Source organism: Flavobacterium frigidarium DSM 17623 (assembly GCF_000425505.1).
GTDB lineage: Bacteria > Bacteroidota > Bacteroidia > Flavobacteriales > Flavobacteriaceae > Flavobacterium > Flavobacterium frigidarium.
The window spans coordinates 164,795-181,581 of sequence record NZ_KE384393.1 but is presented as its reverse complement, the minus strand read 5'-3'; the positions used below and the strand labels follow the sequence as shown (position 1 = coordinate 181,581).

At 33.7% G+C, this 16,787-nt stretch carries 14 protein-coding genes; 12 read left to right on the top strand and 2 right to left on the bottom strand.

The window, feature by feature from the left end:
• The first annotated feature begins 1 nt into the window (after position 1).
• Genes H603_RS0115245 through H603_RS0115230 form a run of 4 tightly spaced genes read left to right on the top strand, consistent with a single transcriptional unit; the run spans position 2 to position 2,543 of the window.
• Positions 2–847: a phosphatidate cytidylyltransferase gene (locus H603_RS0115245; protein ID WP_026709431.1), complete on the top strand. Its 846-nt coding sequence runs from the start codon at positions 2–4 to the stop codon at positions 845–847.
• Entirely contained in the window at positions 837–1,490 is a 654-nt protein-coding gene (locus H603_RS0115240) for a phosphatidylserine decarboxylase family protein (RefSeq protein WP_026709430.1), read from the top strand. The genes H603_RS0115245 and H603_RS0115240 overlap by 11 nt, the downstream gene beginning before the upstream one ends.
• Positions 1,490–1,777: an acyl-CoA-binding protein gene (locus tag H603_RS0115235; protein ID WP_026709429.1), complete on the top strand. Its 288-nt coding sequence runs from the start codon at positions 1,490–1,492 to the stop codon at positions 1,775–1,777. Before H603_RS0115240 ends, H603_RS0115235 begins: the two co-directional genes overlap by 1 nt.
• Positions 1,767–2,543, top strand: coding sequence for a superoxide dismutase (locus H603_RS0115230; protein WP_026709428.1), 777 nt, complete (start codon positions 1,767–1,769; stop codon positions 2,541–2,543). Before H603_RS0115235 ends, H603_RS0115230 begins: the two co-directional genes overlap by 11 nt.
• A 79-nt stretch (positions 2,544–2,622) precedes the next feature.
• Here H603_RS0115230 and H603_RS0115225 read toward each other — a convergent pair whose 3' ends face one another.
• The gene (locus tag H603_RS0115225) at positions 2,623–4,488 is read right to left on the bottom strand and encodes an alpha-amylase family protein (RefSeq protein ID WP_084157759.1); all 1,866 of its coding nucleotides are present in this window, start codon (positions 4,486–4,488) and stop codon (positions 2,623–2,625) included.
• A gap of 270 nt (positions 4,489–4,758) precedes the next feature.
• On the opposite strand from H603_RS0115225, the gene H603_RS0115220 reads away from it, so the two are divergent.
• From H603_RS0115220 to cas9, 5 genes are all read left to right on the top strand, one after another.
• A complete protein-coding gene (locus H603_RS0115220) occupies positions 4,759–6,393 on the top strand; it encodes an OstA-like protein (protein ID WP_394359128.1) in 1,635 nt (544 codons plus the stop codon).
• Positions 6,394–6,486: 93 nt separating this feature from the next.
• Positions 6,487–7,674, top strand: a complete 1,188-nt coding sequence (locus tag H603_RS0115215) for an aspartate aminotransferase family protein (protein WP_035676187.1) — start codon at positions 6,487–6,489, stop codon at positions 7,672–7,674.
• Positions 7,675–7,802: 128 nt separating this feature from the next.
• Complete coding sequence (locus H603_RS0115210) at positions 7,803–9,200, top strand: tetratricopeptide repeat protein (protein WP_026709424.1); 1,398 nt, start codon at positions 7,803–7,805, stop codon at positions 9,198–9,200.
• The gene (locus tag H603_RS0115205) at positions 9,200–9,952 is read left to right on the top strand and encodes a shikimate dehydrogenase family protein (RefSeq protein WP_026709423.1); all 753 of its coding nucleotides are present in this window, start codon (positions 9,200–9,202) and stop codon (positions 9,950–9,952) included. The genes H603_RS0115210 and H603_RS0115205 overlap by 1 nt, the downstream gene beginning before the upstream one ends.
• A 275-nt stretch (positions 9,953–10,227) precedes the next feature.
• Positions 10,228–14,289: a type II CRISPR RNA-guided endonuclease Cas9 gene (gene cas9, locus H603_RS0115200; RefSeq protein WP_026709422.1), complete on the top strand. Its 4,062-nt coding sequence runs from the start codon at positions 10,228–10,230 to the stop codon at positions 14,287–14,289.
• A gap of 200 nt (positions 14,290–14,489) precedes the next feature.
• Here the strand turns inward: cas9 and H603_RS17755 are convergent, their stop codons facing one another.
• A complete protein-coding gene (locus H603_RS17755; protein ID WP_262487967.1) occupies positions 14,490–14,618 on the bottom strand; it encodes a hypothetical protein in 129 nt (42 codons plus the stop codon).
• A gap of 91 nt (positions 14,619–14,709) precedes the next feature.
• On the opposite strand from H603_RS17755, the gene tnpA reads away from it, so the two are divergent.
• From tnpA to cas2, 3 genes are all read left to right on the top strand, one after another.
• Complete coding sequence (gene tnpA / locus H603_RS0115195) at positions 14,710–15,141, top strand: IS200/IS605 family transposase (RefSeq protein ID WP_026709421.1); 432 nt, start codon at positions 14,710–14,712, stop codon at positions 15,139–15,141.
• Positions 15,142–15,450: 309 nt separating this feature from the next.
• The gene (gene cas1, locus H603_RS0115190) at positions 15,451–16,347 is read left to right on the top strand and encodes a type II CRISPR-associated endonuclease Cas1 (RefSeq protein ID WP_026709420.1); all 897 of its coding nucleotides are present in this window, start codon (positions 15,451–15,453) and stop codon (positions 16,345–16,347) included.
• Positions 16,340–16,687, top strand: coding sequence for a CRISPR-associated endonuclease Cas2 (cas2, locus tag H603_RS0115185; RefSeq protein ID WP_026709419.1), 348 nt, complete (start codon positions 16,340–16,342; stop codon positions 16,685–16,687). The genes cas1 and cas2 overlap by 8 nt, the downstream gene beginning before the upstream one ends.
• The last annotated feature ends 100 nt before the right edge of the window (positions 16,688–16,787 follow it).

The following is a 16,787-nucleotide window of genomic DNA, read 5'->3' as shown; positions in this document are numbered from 1 at the left end:
AATGAATGAAACTTTAAAGAGATCTATATCAGGAGCCGTTTATATTGTTTTATTGATAGCTTCAATTTTATATTCTACTGATAGTTTTTTTATTCTGTTCGGGATATTTTTACTTATAGCAACTTTTGAGTTCTGTAATTTAGTGCAAATAAATAAAATCATTCCGGTATTACTTGCCGCAGGCTGTTTCAGCTTATTTTATATGATATCTTTTGCAAAAGAAGGAGTACTATTTGACCTTAGATTCAGTAAAAATTTCGATTTATCAGTTTTATTTTTCACCTTATTTGTATTCATTAAATGCATTCATTTTCTATTTGACAATAAAGCGGTAAAAATTGATTCTTTTTCAAAATATGTATACCTACTGGGCTACATCATTTTACCCTTTATAATTATCACAAAAATTCCTTTTGGAAAGGATGGTTACAATCCAAAAATCCTAATAAGCATCTTTATTTTAATTTGGACAAATGATACCTTTGCTTATATTGTGGGTAAATCTATAGGGCGAACAAAATTATTTGAAAGAATCTCGCCTAAAAAAACAATCGAAGGATTTTTTGGAGGAGTTGTATTTGCAGTAGTTGTAAGTTATGTTATCGCTAAATATTATATTGAAATAGCAGAATCAAATATTTACATATGGATTATAATTGCCATCATTGTTGGTTTTTTTGGAACCGTAGGCGATTTAATCGAATCTAAGTTTAAACGAGTAGCTGGTGTTAAAGACAGCGGAAAAATAATGCCTGGTCACGGAGGTGTACTAGATCGACTAGATAGTGTTATATTTGTAGCACCAATTGTATTTTTATTTTATCAAATTTTAAATTATGTTTCATAGAGAAGGAATTAAAACAATTTTATTTGGCTCAATTTTTACGACAGCCGTATTGTTACTATCTGATAAGTTTATCACGCTAATTTGGCTGCAAAAAACAGTGCAAATTACTGCTTTTATCATCTTGGTAATCATTCTACAGTTTTTTAGAAATCCTAAAAGAACTGCCATTTTAAGTGAAACAGAGATACTAGCTCCTGTGGATGGAAAAGTAGTGGTTATCGAAGAGGTATTCGAAGCAGAATATTTCAAGGATAAGCGCATACAAATCTCTATTTTCATGTCACCTATTAATGTGCACGTTACCCGTTATGCATTAAGCGGATTGGTAAAATTTAGTAAATACCACCCAGGTAAATTTTTAGTTGCTTGGCATCCGAAGGCGAGTGAAGAAAATGAAAGAACTACAGTGGTCATTGAAAACCCAAATTTTGGTCAGGTTTTATACCGCCAAATTGCAGGTGCGCTAGCCCGCCGTATTGTAAATTACGCACAAGAAGGCATGCAGGTAGTACAAGGTACAGATGCTGGTTTTATAAAATTTGGTTCAAGAGTAGATATCTTCTTACCACTAGGAACACCAGTAAATGTTGTTCTTAATCAAAAAGCTATTGGTGGAAAGACAATTATTGCAACTAAGGCATAATGAACACAAATGATATAGATCTTCAGTTTCAAAAAGCTGTTGAAAGTGCTGCAGCGATGACTCAAGCTTCATTGCCACAAGATGTACAATTACGATTGTATGCCTATTATAAGCAATCTACACTTGGTACAGTTGAGATAAGACAAACAACTTCCTACCATCTGAGAGATGCATTTAAAACAAATGCTTGGATGCAAATTAGCCATATTACTGCCACTGAGGCAAAGCAAGAATATATAGCAATCATCAATTGCATATTAAAAAACAATGAGAAAAATGAAAAATAATGTCATGTTTGCAAGTGCATTTACCGCAGCAGCTTTACTTTTTTCTTGTCAAGATAAAAAGTTTACAGAAGTTGTTGAAGTGCCCTTACCAACTGCTCAAGAGAAAGTTTCTATAGGTTATCCAGAAGATGTTAAAGCAAAAGAGGGATCATTTCAAGTCGAAAAACTTCCCTATGCTTATGATGCATTGTCACCTACAGTTTCTCCACTTACTCTAGAAACGCATTATTCTAAACATTATCTATCAGATACAAACGGTTTGAATGCAGCAATTGCTGGTACACCGTATCAAAATCAGTCTATAGTAGACATATTATCCAAACTAGATATAAGAGATACCGGGCTTCGTAACGATGCTGGTGGATACTACAATCACAGTTTGTACTGGAAATCTATGGCTCCTGACACAGGAGGAACACCAACAGATACTATTGCAGGAACAATCAATCGAGATTTTGGATCTTTTGCTAATTTTAAATCTGCTTTTAAAGCTGAAGCTTCTAGTCAAGTTGGTTCAGCTTGGACTTTTTTAGTCGTAGACAAATACGGAAAACTAAGAATTACAAGCACACAAAATCAGGATAATCCATTAATGCGTAATGCAGCGGTTCCTGGAACTCCCATATTAGCACTCGATTTATGGGAACATGCTTATTATCTAGGTTATCAATATCGTAGAAAAAATTATATCGATTCTTTCTTCAATGTAATAAACTGGAAACAAATTAATGAGAATTATGAAGAGGCTTTAAGAAAGAAATATTAATTCCTATTTACATTTAAAAAGAAAATGCTGATGATAACAAAATGTTACATCAGCATTTTTTTTGTTCGCACAAACAATTCTATAATTTATAGATAAAAGATTCCAATGGAGCTATGGTAATACTTATTGTGGCTTTACCTTCTCTTACATTTAGCTCCCCTTGTGTACCCTCAGACAGTTGATCAATTAAAGTATATTTGCCATCAGTTAAATTCCATTGCGACGCTACAACCGATGGAATTACTGCATCAAATGTACCCTTTTGTGTCGCCGAGAAATTACTAATCACTATCAATTTCTCATTTGCTGACCATCTAGCAAAAGCATAAATAGTTTTGGCTACTTGCTCCTTATTTGTTTTTGCAACAATTTCTAAAGCTGCGTACTTCCCCATCAAAGCATCACTTGTTCTTGAAAAATTGAGCAAACGCTTATAGAAACTTCTAAGTTCCTTTTCTTTTGGCGATAAGCCACCTCCATCAAACTTTCCATTATTCATCCATTTTTGATGGTTAGGAACACCTACATAATCAAAAATAGATGTGCGAGTTGCAGTACCATAACCACTATTCTCATTTGCTGCCTCCCCTACTTCCTGTCCAAAATAAATCATTGTAGGCGCACTACTTATTGTTGTTGAAACCACCATCAACGGCTTACCATTTTCGGCAGAACCTGCAAAAGCTTTATTTGCTAAACGTTGTTCGTCATGATTATCAAGAAAATGCAACATGTGATGCTCTATATCTGCAAGCTCATTTTGAATAATCGTGAGATCATCAGTGTTGGCTTTTCCTTGAGTGATTGTTTTAAGTTTGTCATAAGTAGCTACTTTATCGTATAAGTAGTCCATTTTACCTAGCTGGATATAATTGCGATACTGATCTGGCTGATACACTTCTGCAACTAGAAAAGCATTAGGATTTGCCATCTTTATCGCCGAATTCATGTAACTCCAAAATTCATAAGGGACCATCTCTGCCATATCATATCTAAAACCATCAACTCCTTTAGCTGTCCAATAAAGTGCAATGTCACGAAACTTTTTCCATGAATTAGGAACATCTTTATTTTTCCAGAAAGCATAATGCGCTGCAATAGGTTTAGTAGCATAATTAGCGGGTAGCAGCGGAAAATCTTTTGTGCCATCAGGACGCACACCATAGTTTATCTTAACTGTTTCATACCAATCATTCTTGTCTGGTTTAGGCAATTTTGATCCATTACCAGTCCACTTTGCAGGAATTTCAGTGAATTTCCCATCACTTAAAGCGTGTTTCTCACCATTTAAAGGGATTACTGTATCTGGAACTTCAAATTTTGAATCAGGGATATAATAAAAATTATTGTCTCTTTTGTACGCTACAGATGTATCATCGCTTGCACCAAAATCCTCTACTCCGTCTGGATTATTTTTACCTTCATATTTGCGTGCAATGTGGTTGGGTACAATATCGATTATGACTTTCATTCCTGAATTGTGCGTGCGGGCAATCAAAGCCTCAAACTCCTGCAATCTATTTTCTGGCTTTACAGCCAAATCTGGATCTACATTGTAGTAATCCTTTACGGCATAAGGAGATCCAGCGCGTCCTTTAACTACATCTGGATCATCATTAGATATTCCGTATTTTGTGTAGTCTGTAATTACAGCATGATGGGGAACTCCTGTGTACCAAATATAATCGACACCTAAATCTTTTATTTCGCGTAAAGCGACATCAGTAAAATCATCAAACTTCCCTACTCCATTTTCGGCGATGGTTCCCCATGGTTTATTTGTGGTATTTTTATTTCCAAAAAGTCTAGTGAAAACCTGGTACACCACCACTTTTTTTTGTGGTTCTTTATTTCGATTATTTATGTCACTTGCTACTTCATTTGTCTTACAAGAACTCAATAAAATTGCAAACGTTAAAGCTGTCACAGCTATTTTATTTTTCATTATTAACAGTTTTAATTATGAAACCTTTCGATTTAGTTTAGATACAAATCTAATTTACTGTAAATTATAACAATATGCGATGTTACGCATCTAGTTGTGTTTATAAACGCATCTAAGAGTACTACTACAACGTGAGAGTTCATATGAATGTTGATAATTTTATTTGATTGAAAATCATTATTCATACGCTACTATTAGCAATCTATAAATAAATGCTAATATCGATTAGGATTGTTTCCTTTTTCTTAAATTTGACAAAAAATAAATCCATTGAATAAATATCTATTCTTAATAGGCTGTTTCTTGCTGCTTTTTAGTTCGAAATCAACTTTTGCGCAAGCGCCAAAAAAAATAATCGTAGAACACGCGGATTATGGCGATACAAATACGGAAGAATTGCCAGAAGGCTTTCTTTTAAGTGGTAATGTAAAGGTAAATCACGACGGAATTGTACTAACCTGTAATAAAGCCTATTTTTTTAGAAATGAAAATTACATCAAAGCTTTTGGGAATGTTCAGTTAGTACAAGGCGATACCTTATTTTTAAATAGCAAATACGCTGAGTACAACGGAAATATGAGACGTGCTTTTGCCTCTGGGGATGCATATATGAGTTCGCCAGACGCGACACTTAATACGGATACAATTAACTTCGATAGAAATACTCAAGAAGTATATTACAATTCGCCAGGTACCATCGTTAATAAAGACAATACCTTAAAATCAAAATCGGGTCGTTATTATGTCAAACAAAAGAAATTTCAGTTTTTAACGGCAGTTACAGTCACTAATCCACAGTATGTAATTAAGTCAAATCATTTAGATTATTATAGCAATTCTGGGCATTCTTATTTGTTAGGTCCTTCGACAATTACTAGTAAAAATAATTACATCTACACCGAAAAAGGTTTTTATGACACCAAGAAAAATTTGGCGCATTTCCTTAGAAAATCTTATATTAAATATGATGACCGATTAATTGAGGGAGACAGTTTGTATTATGATCGAAATAAAGAGTTTGCCTCAGCAACCCGTAATGTAAAAATAACAGACTCTATAAACAGAGCGATTATTAAAGGACATTATGGAGAAGTTTTCAAGAAGAAGGACTCGATGTTTGTCACAAAAAGAGCACTAGCAATAAACTTTGTTGACAATGATTCTGTTTATATTCACGGAAAAAGATTGATGGTAACCGGTAAAGAAGGTGATCGAATAATTAGAGCATATAACAACGTGCGCTTTTTAAAGAAGGATATGAGCGGAAAATGCGATTCTATCCACTCGAGTTCTAAAAATTCTTTGACAAAATTAATTGGCAATCCGATTTTATGGAACGGGGAAAACCAAATAACCGGAGATGTTATTCATTTAATAGGTAACAACAGCACAAAAAAAATTGATTCTCTCAAAGTTCTCAATAATACTTTTCTAGTGTCAAAAGATACATTAGGAACCGGTTTCAATCAAGTGAAAGGACTCAATCTCTATGGAAAATTCTTAGATGGTAAGTTGCATGACGTAGATATAGTAAAAAATGCCGAGGTTATTTTTTACATGCGTAATAATGAAAATGAACTTATAGGTATTAATAAGAATATCAGTAGTAGAATTAACATGATACTAGACAATAATGCCATCGAAACGATTACCTTTTTTAATCAAGTTGACGGTGATATTTACCCCGAAGCAGATCTACCCGAGAATGCCCGCAAATTGAGAGGACTTGTATGGAGAGCTGATGAGCGCATTTTTAAAAAGGAAGATCTATTTACAGACGAAGAAAATGAGTACAACGATAAGATGATTGAAGATGGCAAGAAAGACAATGCTGCTAAAAACGTACCCTTAAAAGTGAGAAAGGAAACTTTAAATTATGATAAAAAGAAACCCAAAAGCAAATAGTACATCCTTGCCTTTTGCCATTCTTAAAAAAGCATTATAATCACTTTATTTTAATTAGGTGCCTAGCACCAACAGATTAAAACATTCACACTATTGAAAACAGATTTTATTAAATACCAAGCACAAACCTCTCCTTATCCATTAGGAATGGAGGTTTCTCATGCAATTGGATCCTATATTTACGACGTTAATAATAAAAAATACTTAGACTTTGTGGCCGGAGTTTCTGCCTGCACTTTGGGTCATCAACCCGCACGAGTAAATCAAGCAATTAAAGATCAGCTTGATAAGTACTCGCATGTCATGGTTTATGGCGAATACTCTCAAAGTCCGGCAGTTGAATACTGCAAGTTATTAGCTTCACACTTACCTGCCCCTTTAGATAAAACCTATATGGTAAATTCAGGCACCGAAGCCATTGAAGGAGCACTTAAACTTGCCCGCAGAGTTACGAGTCGTAGTCAATTAATTTCGTGTCACAATGCTTACCATGGAAACACCATGGGATCATTAAGTGTGATGGGATTTGAAGAGCGAAAACAAGTTTTCCGTCCGTTAATTCCTGATGTAGATTTTATTACCTTTAATAATGAAGCCGATCTTGAAAGGATTACAACAAAAACAGCTGGAGTTTTACTTGAAACAATTCAAGGAGGTGCTGGATTTATTCAGCCTGAAAATGATTTTCTGGAAAAAGTAAAAGCGAGATGTACTGCTGTAGGGGCATTACTAATACTAGACGAGATCCAACCAGGTTTTGGTCGAACAGGGAAGTTATTTGGTTTTCAAAATTACAATGTCGTTCCAGATATTCTCGTTATGGGAAAAGGAATGGGTAGCGGAATGCCTGTAGGTGCTTTTACCGCTTCAAGCGAAATGATGGATTTATTGAGTGATAACCCTAAACTGGGTCACATCACTACCTTTGGTGGTCATCCTGTCATAGCGTCAGCATGTTTAGCGACATTGCAAGAATTAACTGAGACCGAGCTGATGAATCAAGCATTGGAGAAGGAAAAGCTCTTCCGCTCTCTTTTGGTACATCCTTTGATTAAGGAAGTTAGAGGTAAAGGTTTGATGTTAGCTGCAATGACTGAAACCGCTGATATTACTAATGAAGTGATATTAAAATGCCAAGACAAAGGGTTAATATTGTTCTGGTTATTATTTGAAGGCTGCGCTATTAGAATTACGCCTCCATTAACCATTTCTAATCAAGAGATTGAAGAAGGTTGTACGATAATCAAGCAAGTAATGGACGAAATCTTAGCATCAAGATAAACCCATAAACCGCCACTATTTTAAATAAAACTATTGTTAATTAAATTGTTCACAACAATTTTGATTTCTTTTTACAGCAGTAGTTATGATACCTAACTTTATTTAGGTCAAATTCAAAAAAACAAAGTATGCAATTAAGCAATGAAGAAGAAGACTATAACTTATCATTATCCAAATTTGAGTCTATGTTGAAAACCAATAAAGTACTCTTTTTTGACTCGGAAGAGTTTGAAGAAATTATTCTTCATTACCTAGATATGGGTAAGGCAGCATTAGCCAAAAAAGCACTCAAACTAGGCTTGGATCAACATCCGAAGTCAGTGGGGCTTAAACTAGTGCAAGTCGAAATGTTAGTATTTGATGATAAGCTGGATATTGCTGAAAAGCTGTTGAACGAACTCTATGCTATCGAACCAAATAACGAAGAAATATATATACAAAAAGCAAATATCTATTCGAAAAGAGATCAGCATGAAAAAGCTGTCGAGTTTTTAAAAATTGCGCTTACATACACCGAAGATTTTGCCGATGTCTACAACTTGATAGGCATGGAATATCTCTTTATGGATAAGTTAGAGCAAGCAAAAGAAAGTTTTATTAAATGTCTTGAAGAAGATCTTGAAGATCAATCGGCTTTGTACAATGTGGTTTACTGTTTTGAATTTTTAGATCAAAACTTAGATGCCATTGCTTACTTAACAAAGTACATAGATAAAAACCCTTATAGCGAAATCGCTTGGCATCAAATGGGGCGTTTGTACTATGATCTTAAAGATTATGAAAACGCAATACGTGCCTTTGACTACGCTACTTTAATTGATGATGAATTTCTAGGTGCTTTTATGGAAAAAGCAAAAGCCTATGAAAGAATGAAGCAATACGAGGAGGCGATTGAAAGTTACAACCGTACGATTGCGCTTGATGATGCTACATCCTATGCCCTACTGCGTATTGGTAAGTGTCACGAACGTTTAGGCAACACTGCTCTCGCAATAAAGTATTATAATGAAACAGTGCATGAAGATCCTCTTTTAGACAAAGGTTGGATTGCGATAACTGATTTTTACATTCGTCAAAAGAACTTTCAAAAGGCACTCTTTTTTGTCAATAAAGCCTTGGCAATTGACAATCAAAACAGACTGTACTGGAAACGATATGCAAAAATCAACAAAGAAATGAATTTCTTTGAAGAGGCTGAATTTGGTTTTAGAAAAGCAGTAGAATTTGGAGACACTGAATTAGACACTTGGTTATTCTGGGTGAATATTTTACAATTCTTGGGAGAATTTGACACCGCTATTCAAACCTTATTGCAAGCATCTGAATATTTCCCTGAGGAAAATGAGATCGAATACCGATTAGCAGGATTATATTTTATGGCACAAGAAACTACAAAAGCTAAGTTCCATTTGAGCAATGGTTTGCGATTAAACTTTGATAATTACATTTTACTTGAGGATTTATTTCCGGTAGTATGGACTAACAAAGCAGTGAGAAATTATATCGAAAAATATAAAAAAGAGTAATGGCAGAGAGTACTAAAAAAAGATTTGGCTTACTTGGTAAAAACATCAGTTATTCTTTTTCGAAAGGTTATTTTGCCGAAAAGTTTGCATCTGGTTCGTTAAACGATTTAAGTTACGAAAACTTTGATCTACAAGATATCAGTGAATTTGAGACGCTAATTGAGAACAACCATCAAGAATTGGCTGGCATAAATGTAACTATTCCTTACAAGGAGGCTGTAATCCCTTTTCTAGACAAATTATCTAAAAAAGCCAAGCTTATTGGTGCTGTGAATACAATAAAATTTACCCGTAATGGTAAATTGAAAGGTTATAACACCGACTATTACGGTTTTAAAAAGGCAATAAAACCCTTGCTAGCTGAACATCATAAAAAGGCACTAATCCTAGGAACAGGAGGCGCATCAAAAGGTGTTTGTTTTGCATTAGATGAGTTGGGAATTACGTATACGTTTGTATCAAGAATAAAAAATGAAAACACTATTTCGTATGAAGATTTAAATCAAGATGCTTTTACAGAGCATACTATTGTAATTAATGCAACACCTGTAGGAACTAGTCCTGATATCACTGCCTTTCCTGCAGTACCGTATCAGTATTTTACGCCACAACATATTGCTTTTGACCTTATCTATAATCCTGCTGTAACACAATTTTTAAGTAAAGCAGCTGCACAAGGAGCACAAACTAAAAACGGTTACGACATGCTTGTCTACCAAGCAGAAAAGTCATGGGAGATTTGGAATAAATAAAAAACTTCAACAAAAAATAAATATAACTTTCAATCTTTTAATGAGATTGGAAGTTTTTTTTTGGCAAAATTTCTAAAATGAAAAAGGCGACCCTTTTAAAGAGGCCGCCTTGAATGTTTTCACAACGGAATAATCCTTATTGTGAATTGCTTCAAAATTGTAGGACAATATTACAAAAATATTTTAAATATTCAACTATTGTTTTATGTAATGATCTTAATTTTCTTATATTTATATTTAACAATTCTTTCAAATAACAAGAAATTAGTCATAAAATGAAGAAAATATTAGGATTGGATTTGGGGACAACCTCAATAGGATGGTCATTTATAAATGAATCTGAAAACGAAAAAGAAACTTCATCAATAGTAAATACAGGAGTTCGTATTGTGCCATTAACTTCAGATGAAGAAGCTGACTTTAAGAAAGGAAATACAATTTCGATAAACGCTGACAGAACTTTAAAACGTGGAGCAAGAAGAGGCTTACAACGTTTTAAATTGAGAAGAGATGCATTATTAGATATTTTTTCTAAAATAAATTTCATTCCCCCTCATTATGTTTACGCTGAAAATGGTTCGAACAGTACTTTTGCATCGTATCAATTACGAGCAAAAGCAGCTATTGAAAAAGTAAGCAAAGAAGAATTAGTGCAAGTTTTATTAATGCTTAATAAAAAAAGAGGATATAAAAGTAGTCGTAAAGCAAAATCTGCGGATGAAGGCGATGCGATTGACGGAATGAAAATTGCCAAAGAAATCTTTGAAAACAATTTAACTCCTGGTCAATGGGTCTATAATTCGCTATCAAAAGGGGGGAAATTCATTCCTGACTTTTATCGTTCTGATTTACAGAAAGAATTAGAGAGAATTGTTCGTTTTCAAAATCAATTTCATTCGGAACAAATGAATGAAAAGTTATTGGACGATATTCAAGGAAAAACAAGAACCCAAACTTCGCAATACTTTACCAACACAATAAAAATTCCACTTACCGAAAATAAAGGTTCGAGAGACGAAGTAAAACTGCAGCATTACAAATGGAGGTCTGAAGCATTGACTAGCGAACTGGATTTAAAAATCCTAGCTTACATCATTACTGAAATTAACAATCAAATTAATCAATCGAGTGGTTATTTAGGAGCTATTAGTGATCGAAGCAAGGAACTGTATTTTAATCAAGAAACTGTTGGACAATACCAATACAAACAACTACAAGAAAATGCACATAATAAACTAAAAAACCAGGTATTTTATAGACAAGATTATTTAGATGAATTTGAAAAAATTTGGGAAACCCAAGCAAAATTTCATTCTGAATTAACCGACAAACTAAAAACTGAAGTTAGAGATATTACGATTTTCTATCAAAGAAAATTAAAATCTCAAAAGCATCTTGTTAGCTTTTGCGAGTTTGAAAAAGGCCACAAAGCTATTCCAAAATCATCACCTCTATTTCAAGATTTTAGAATTTGGCAAAATTTGAATAACATTGTTATTAAAAACGAAACAACCAAAGAACCATTTGTTTTAAACGAAGAGTTAAAAAACATAATTGCACAAGAGCTCCTGTTTAAAGAAAATATGACTGATGTGCAAATGATGGCCTTTTGCGATTTAAAAAAAGGAAACCATTCTGCCAATTTCAAAAAAATAGAAGGTAACAGAACTAATACCGAAATTTTTAAAGCTTTTGAGAAAATTTTAATTCTCGAAGGTTATGACGAATTGGATTTTTCTAAACTAGACTCATCAGATATCAAACAAATTTTCAAATCTGCTTTTGTTGATTTAGGAATAAGTACAGCTATACTTGATTTTGACCCAAAAATTCAAGGAAATGATTTTGATAAACAAGGATATTACCAATTTTGGCATTTAATATATGCAGCGGAAGATGATGAAAAATTGAAAGAAACGTTAAAAAATAAATTTGGTTTCAAAGAAAACCACCTTCCTTATCTATTGAATATTAGCCTACAAGCCGATTATGGTAGTTTGAGTGCCAAAGCTATAAAAAAAACATTGCCTCACTTGATGGATGGACATACTTACGATAAAGCTTGTTTAATGAGCGGTTACAATCACTCCTCCTCGCTAACTACCGATCAAAATAATGATCGTGTTTTAAAAGACACACTTGAATTATTAAAAAAGAACAGCCTACGTAATCCAGTAGTTGAGAAAATACTCAACCAAATGATTAATGTAATCAATGCAATTATTGCAGACCCAGAAATGGGTAAACCTGATGAAATCAGAGTAGAATTGGCTCGGGAGTTAAAAGCAAACAACGAGCAAAGAAGTGATATGACAAAGACTATCAATAAAAGTACAGCCGAACACGAAAAAATTAGACAACTACTCCGTACCGAATTTGGAATTCCTAGAGTAACTAGAAACGATATCATAAGATACAAACTGTGGAAAGAAACAGAAGGAATTTCGATATATACAGGCAAAACCATTGAAGCTTCCAGATTATTTACAAAAGACTATGATATTGAACATATTATACCAAAATCACGATTATTTGATGATAGCTTTTCGAATAAAACCATTTGCGAACGCCAGCTAAATATTGATAAAAGTAATAAAACTGCTTATTCTTTTTTACAAGAAAAATTATCTGCAGAAGATTTTGACCAATTTGAAAAAAGAGTAAAAAGTTTGTTTGGTAAAATAAGTCGCACCAAGCAAAATAAACTTTTGATGGCAGACAATGAAATTCCCGAAGGTTTTATTGACCGTCAGTTACGAGAAACCCAATATATTGCAAAAAAGGCTAAAGAAATATTACTCGAAGTTTCTAGAAATGTGACCGCAACTATTGGTAGTGTTACTGATAAATTGCGTGATGATTGGGAATTAGTAGATGTTATGAAAGAGCTTAATTGGGAGAAATACGAAAAACTGAGTCTAACCTATGAAGAAAAAGGCAAAAATGGAGAACGCTTATATAAAATAAAAGACTGGACTAAGAGAAACGACCACCGCCATCATGCCATGGATGCGATTACAGTTGCTTTCACAAAACCTGCTTACATTCAATATTTAAACAATTTGAATGCAAAAACACAAGGTGATAAAAATTCTCATTCTATAATTGGTATTGAAGCGAAATATTTAAAAAGAGACAAAAATAATAAGTTGCGTTTCATCCCTCCGATGGAGAACTTTAGAGAAGAAGCTAAAAAACAACTTGAAAGTATTTTGATTTCGTACAAAGCTAAAAACAAAGTAGTAACCAAAAATAAAAACACAACCAAAAAAAGCGGAGGAACGCAAACAAAAATACAATTGACACCTAGAGGTCAATTACATAAAGAAACGGTTTATGCTAAACTACAGCGTTATGAAACCAAAGAAGAGAAAGTAAACGCCAACTTTACAGCCGCTCATATTGCTAAAGTAGCCAATAAAGTCTACCGTGAAGCACTCTTAAAACGACTGGAAGAGAATGAAAACGATCCCAAAAAAGCTTTTACAGGTAAAAACTCATTGGCAAAAATACCTATCTATATTAGTTTAAAAGATAACATTACTGTTCCCGAAAAAGTTAAATTAGTTTGGCTAGAAGACAATTACACGATTAGAAAAGACATTACACCCGATAATTTTAAGGATTTAAAAAGTATTGCTAAAGTAATGGACTCTGGATTAAAAACTATTTTAGAAAACCGTTTAGCCGAGTTTGCAAATGACCCTAAAAAAGCTTTCTCAAATCTTGACGAAAACCCTATCTGGCAAAACAAAGAAAAAGGAATTGCTATAAAACGGGTTACTATTAGTGGCGTGAGCAATGCACAGGCTTTGCATACCAAAAAAGACCATTTGGGTAATGAAATTTTGGATCAAGAAGGAAAACCGATGCCTGTGGATTTTGTTAGTACTGGAAACAATCATCATGTAGCCATTTACAGAGACGAAAAAGGAAATCTACAGGAAGAAGTGGTTTCATTTTATGATGCGGTTATCAGGCGAAATCTAGGATTATCGGTAATTAATAAAAGCCATGAAAAAGGTTGGGACTTTCTATTCTCCATGAAACAAAATGAGTTTTTTATATTTCCATCTGATGGTTTTAATCCTCATGAAATGGATTTACAAAATCCAATCAATTATCATTTGATTAGTCCTAATATTTTTAGGGTTCAGAAATTTGGTTCTCTGTTATCAGGATTTTGGTTCAGACATCATCTAGAAACACAAATTGAAACACCAAAAGAGTTAAAAGGAATAACATTTCGAGTAATTCAAAGTGCCAACAATTTAAAAGACATTATAAAAGTCCGAATCAACCATTTAGGTAAAATTGTTCAGATAGGAGAATATTAATAAAAATATTGGATTCAATAGGATTATGTTTTAACCCAATCTAAAATATACAAACACAAAAAGAGGGCTTTAGCCAAAATAACTGTTTCGGCTAAAGCCAATCCTTCCAATAATTAATCAATTACCTCCAGCTAAAGCTGGAGGCAATTGATTAACAATGATTATCGATTCTGATGGATTCATCAGGATTGGGTGTTAACTCATTCGGCTGTAGGCAATTGATTGACAATGAATATCGATTCTGATGGATTCAATAGGATTGGGTTTCCTCCAGATAAATCAGGAGACAATTGATTTGACAAAGATTGTCGAGTAAGATGATAAATCAATAGGATTGGGTTTTAACCCATTCAAAACAATGAAAGCATAAGATGAGGGCTTTAGCCAAAAAACAATTATTTATATCAAAAACAACTAATTATGCCATACATCAAAACCTATATTCATTTTGTTTGGAGTACAAAAAATAGATTTCCTTTTTTGGACAATAAAGAACTACGGCAGAAAGTTTGGAATCATATTAAAGAAAATGCAAAGGAGAAAGGGGTTTTTGTTGATTTTGTAAATGGTTATGCTGATCATTGCCATTGCTTAGTTTCATTGGGAGCCGATCAAACCATTCAAAAAACTATGCAGCTCATAAAAGGAGAATCCTCTTTTTGGATCAATAAAAACAATTTGTGTAAAGGTAAATTTGAATGGCAAGATGAATATTTTGCTGTATCCGTATCGGAATCTATGATTGACAGAGTGCGCAACTATATTAAAAATCAAGAACAACATCACGCCAAACAAACATTCCAAGAAGAATATGATGAGTTTATTGTTAAATATAATTTCCCAAAAGAATAGATTTTGGCTAAAGCCAATTTATAAATATCAATTTATTTCCCTCCAGCTAAAGCTGGAGGCATTCAATGCTATAGACAATTTAAAAATGATGACAATCAACATTTTCAATTATAGAAGGTTCAAAATATTGTAGACGCAATGCAATAGCTGGAGACAGTCTAATCCTAGAGCCATTTTACAAATGATGACAATTTAAATTTTCAAGAGGTATGGGGTTCAACCCATTCAACAGTAAAACATTCCATACTGGCTTTAGCCGAAACATATTGTAAATCATTAAAATAGGATTATTAATTTAAAACCAAAAAAATGATCAAACGAACGCTTTTCTTTGGCAACCCAGCTTATCTGAGTACCAAAAATGAACAAATAGTAATCTCTTATCCTGATAAAGAACAAGAGACTAAAACAGTAGCGATTGAAGATATTGGTGTGATTGTTCTGGAAAACCAACAAATAACTATTACCAATGGCTTACTTGAAAAACTAACAAACAATAATGTAGCACTAATTAATTGCGATCAATATCATCTACCTATTGGGTTATTGATGCCATTGAATGGTCACACAGAGCAAAGCGAACGATTTAAAAACCAAATTAATGCCTCTGTCCCGCTCAAAAAAAATTTATGGCAACAAACGATTAGTGCCAAAATAATGAACCAAGCGGGCTTGCTAAAAGAAAAAGGAATTCCGTGTCGAAAAATGGAAATTTGGTCGAAGGAAGTAACCTCAGGAGATGCACTAAATCACGAATCGAGAGCAGCCGTGTTCTATTGGCAAAATCTTATTACTGTTGAAAATTTCACTCGAGGTCAAAAGGGTGTTGCGCCAAATAACCTACTAAACTATGGGTACGCAATACTGAGAGCTATAACTGCCCGCGCTATTGTAAGCTCAGGCATGTTACCTACACTTGGAATTTTTCATCGCAATAAGTACAACGCTTATTGTCTGGCTGACGACATTATGGAACCGTATCGACCCTATGTTGATTTAATAGTCTGTCACATTATGGAAACAGAAGATTGTTATGATGAATTGACAATCGAAATAAAAAAACAATTACTAAATATTGCAACCATTGATGTATTTATAGACGGTAAGAATAGTCCGTTGATGGTAGCCATGAGTAGAACAACACATTCTTTGAACGAATGCTTCGAAGGAACAGCAAGGAAAATTTTATACCCTGCATATGTATGATGAACATTACACCCGATTAAACCAGTATAGAAGTTTGTGGATATTAGTATTTTTTGACCTGCCTACAGAAACACGCAAAGAGCGTAAAATTGCCAGTGGATTTCGCAAGAAATTATTGGACGATGGATTCTCTATGTTTCAATTTTCCATCTACATGCGCTTTTGTGCTAGTAGAGAAAATGCCGAAGTACATACGAAGCGAATTAGAAATAGTTTACCCGAATACGGCAAAATTGGCGTAATGCAAATAACCGACAAACAATTTGGGATGATGGAACTTTTTTATGGAAAGAAAGCTGTAGAACCAGATAAACCTTCGCAACAATTGGAACTTTTTTAAAATTAGGATTTAAAAAACGTACAACTAACTGGGATTCAACACTATTTAAGCATCAATTTTTACTTTCTAAATAAATTCATAACTCCCAACATGTCAAACG

Bases quoted from the DNA above. Each gene is read 5' to 3' on its own strand.
- H603_RS0115245 (WP_026709431.1), top strand. From the start codon at position 2: ATGAATGAAACTTTAAAGAGATCTATATCAGGAGCCGTTTATATTGTT.
- H603_RS0115240 (WP_026709430.1), top strand. From the start codon at position 837: ATGTTTCATAGAGAAGGAATTAAAACAATTTTATTTGGCTCAATTTTT.
- H603_RS0115235 (WP_026709429.1), top strand. From the start codon at position 1,490: ATGAACACAAATGATATAGATCTTCAGTTTCAAAAAGCTGTTGAAAGT.
- H603_RS0115230 (WP_026709428.1), top strand. From the start codon at position 1,767: ATGAAAAATAATGTCATGTTTGCAAGTGCATTTACCGCAGCAGCTTTA.
- H603_RS0115225 (WP_084157759.1), bottom strand. From the start codon at position 4,488: ATGAAAAATAAAATAGCTGTGACAGCTTTAACGTTTGCAATTTTATTG.
- H603_RS0115210 (WP_026709424.1), top strand. From the start codon at position 7,803: ATGCAATTAAGCAATGAAGAAGAAGACTATAACTTATCATTATCCAAA.
- H603_RS0115205 (WP_026709423.1), top strand. From the start codon at position 9,200: ATGGCAGAGAGTACTAAAAAAAGATTTGGCTTACTTGGTAAAAACATC.
- cas9 (WP_026709422.1), top strand. From the start codon at position 10,228: ATGAAGAAAATATTAGGATTGGATTTGGGGACAACCTCAATAGGATGG.
- tnpA (WP_026709421.1), top strand. From the start codon at position 14,710: ATGCCATACATCAAAACCTATATTCATTTTGTTTGGAGTACAAAAAAT.
- cas1 (WP_026709420.1), top strand. From the start codon at position 15,451: ATGATCAAACGAACGCTTTTCTTTGGCAACCCAGCTTATCTGAGTACC.
- cas2 (WP_026709419.1), top strand. From the start codon at position 16,340: ATGTATGATGAACATTACACCCGATTAAACCAGTATAGAAGTTTGTGG.